Source organism: Meiothermus luteus (assembly GCF_003574085.1).
GTDB lineage: Bacteria > Deinococcota > Deinococci > Deinococcales > Thermaceae > Meiothermus > Meiothermus luteus.
Genome location: NZ_QWKZ01000170.1, coordinates 1 through 2,706 on the forward strand (window position 1 = coordinate 1; position 2,706 = coordinate 2,706).

Sequence of the window (2,706 nt, forward strand, 5' to 3'; positions counted from 1 at the left end):
ACCGATCTCGCGCAGGGCCTCGCAGTAGTTGGTCATGTCGGTCAGGATGACCAAGACGTGGTAGTCGTGCTCAAAGGCCAGGTACTCGGCGGCAGTGAGGGCCATGCGGGGGGTCAAGAGGCGCTCCCTTAGGGAAGGGACCTCAGCCAGATAAACCGCCTGGGCCGGTCGGGAGGGGTATCCTTGGGAGATGAGGCTTGTTTTTCTGTTCCTTTTGCTCGCGCCCGCTTTGGCCCAGGCCCTCGTTGAGGTGACCGCGGTGGCGGCCACCGCTTCTGTGCTGGACACCAGCGTGCGCTTTCCCTCGGGAACCTTCAGGGTTGGGCAGGGCCGGGAAGCCATCCTGGCGCGGCTTCCCGATGCGGGCCGTTTCAACCTAGAGGTTTATGCGGCTAAGGGTCTTGCGGCGAGGCTTCAGCCGGGGTTTGTGCAGCAGGTTTTGACCAGCTTTGCAGCGGCGGGTTACTTCGTGGGGGGGCAGCAGGAGGCCCAGGTGGCGGAGGAGCGCCGCACCCGCTACGACCTTCGGGACGGCGCGGGGCGGGCTGCGGTTTTGCTGGTGGTGCGCAGAGGAGACGAGCTGGTTTTCGCCTTTGGCAAAGAGCGGTGAGCCCGCCGGGCCGGAGGGTGGAAGGGCTCTTCTCCGTTCGGCCTATACCGGCTCCGGTTATCCGCTAATATATTGACCTTATGCGCGTTATCGTGATTGGCGCCAGGGCAAGCCTGCTGGCGCAGGCCCAGACCCGCTGGGTGATGGAGCGCCTTAAGGAAAACTGGCCCGAGACCGAGTTCAAAATACGCACGGTGCAGTCCAAGAACGCCTCTGAAGGGGCGGCCACAGAGGCCCTCAGGCAGGCTTTGATGCGGCGGGAGGTGGACATTGCGGTCTACTCGCTCAAGCACCTGCCCACCCAGGAGCAGCCCGGCGTGCGGTTGGTGGCCGTGCCTAAGCGGGTTGAGCCCAGGGAGGCCTTGGTGGGGCGCACCGCCAAGCGTCTGGAAGACCTGCCTAAGGGGGCGGTGGTGGGGGTGAACAGCCTGAGGCGCCGGGCCCAGCTTCTGGCCTACCGTCCCGACCTGAGCCTGCGTGAGCTAGAGGGCGATGTGGACGAGCGCTTGACCGCTTTAGGGGCCGGGGAGTACGACGCTTTAATCATCGGGGCGGCCAGCCTGCTTAGGCTCGAGCTGCCCAACCGCATTGACCAGCTTATTGATCCGGAGGTGATGCTCCCCGCTCCAGGCCAAGGCGCCCTGGGCCTAGAGGTGCGCCAGGGCGACGACTGGGCCGAGGAACTGGCCTACAGCCTGAACCACCGGGCCTCTTTGGCCCGCGTCACCGCTGAGCGGGCCTTTATGCGCGCGCTGGGGGCGGGCGACCATTGTGCCGCAGCGGCCCTGGCCACGCTGGAGGACGATGGGGCCCTGGTGCTCGAGGGAGTGGTGGCCTCGCCGGACGGCCGTGAGCTGATTCGGGCCGAGATTGAGGGGGAGGCTGAGGAGGCCGCCGAGCTGGGTGAGGAGCTGGCGCAGGACCTGTTGGCCGAAGGTGCGAGGGAGCTTCTAGGGGCGATGCAGGCCCGCTGAAGCTCAAAGGACGGAGAGCCGGAACCGCGCGGCCAGGGCTTGCTGAGCCTGGCGGATGCGTAGAAAGACCTGCCGCAGCACCTGCTCTTCCCGCGGGCTGAGGGAGGACTGGGCCGCCCGATTGGAGGGGGGCTCTCCCCGCTCCAAGGCCCCGAGCTGGTGCTTGAGGCGCAGGTGGGAGAGGAACAAGAAGGCCTCGCTCAGGTCTTCGGCCTCGTCTTTGGGGATGAGCCGGGCTTCTGCGGCGGCCCGCAGGCGCTCCAGGGTGGAGCGGGCCAGGGAGCCGGCCTCGAGGCCGTACACCCGCGCCAGCGCCACAATAGCCGCAATGCCCCCCTTTTTCAGGTTGACCTGCCCCGCCTCCCAGTGAATGCGCCCCAAAAACCCCAGCGGCGGGGTAAAGACCAGGGCCGAGCGGGCCAGGGCGGTGAGGAAGGGTCGGCTCTGGGCGGCCTGACGTAGGAAGCCGTGCAGGGGTTCCAAAGGGAGCCCCCCGGCCACCGCGCGGAAGTCCAGGAAAATCTGGGCCTCCAGTAGGGCGTCCCCCTCGGGGGCCTCGAGCCAGGCCCGGAACCGGGCTGCCCACTCCGGGAGCGCAAAGCTCCAGCGGTCGGCCATGTAGCCCCCCGGGCAAGGGGGAAACCCAGCCTCAGAAAGCCCCTCCAGCACCGCCTGGGCCAGGGCCTGGAAGTAGCCTTGGGCGCTGGGGTCTTGGTAGACCAGGGCGTTGTCCTGGTCGGTGAGCAGGGCCTGCTCGGTGCGGCCCTCGGAGCCCAGGGCCAGCCAGGCGTAGGGGCGGGGGGGTGGACCCAGGCGGGCCTCGGCCCGGCGCAGCAGGCTGCGGGTGAGGGCGTCGTTCAGCAGGCTTACCTGGCGGGTGATGGCCGGCACGCTAAAGCCGGCGGCCACCATCTGCCGCACGATGGCGTAAAGCTGCTCGCGGTACTCCGCCAGCAGGCCGGCCTCGCCCTGCTCCAGGCGGCGCAACAGGGTCAGCGGGGTCTGCAACCAGCGGCGCAAAAAAAGCCGGTCGGTGAGGAGGCCCACCACCCTATCCCCCTCCAGCAGGGGCAGGTGGTGGATGCCCTGGGCCTCCATGTAGGCCAGGGCCTCGGAGAGGGG

Annotated in this window: 3 protein-coding genes and 1 pseudogene; 2 read left to right on the forward strand and 2 right to left on the reverse strand. The window is 68.2% G+C overall.

What is annotated here, in order from left to right:
- Positions 1-126: pseudogene (locus Mlute_RS14735) on the reverse strand (hypothetical protein); the annotation flags it as partial.
- A gap of 64 nt (positions 127-190) precedes the next feature.
- On the opposite strand from Mlute_RS14735, the gene Mlute_RS14740 reads away from it, so the two are divergent.
- Positions 191-610 carry a hypothetical protein gene (locus Mlute_RS14740; RefSeq protein WP_119361289.1) on the forward strand — a complete coding sequence of 140 codons (420 nt, stop codon included), beginning with the start codon at positions 191-193 and terminating at the stop codon, positions 608-610.
- A gap of 80 nt (positions 611-690) precedes the next feature.
- Positions 691-1,584 (forward strand): hydroxymethylbilane synthase, encoded by an 894-nt coding sequence (gene hemC, locus Mlute_RS14745; protein WP_119361290.1) that lies wholly within the window; start codon positions 691-693, stop codon positions 1,582-1,584.
- Positions 1,585-1,587: 3 nt separating this feature from the next.
- On the opposite strand, the gene Mlute_RS14750 is transcribed toward hemC, so the two are convergent.
- Positions 1,588-2,706, reverse strand: a 1,119-nt coding sequence (locus Mlute_RS14750) for a DUF294 nucleotidyltransferase-like domain-containing protein (RefSeq protein ID WP_119361291.1), incomplete at its 5' end; no start/stop codon positions are given.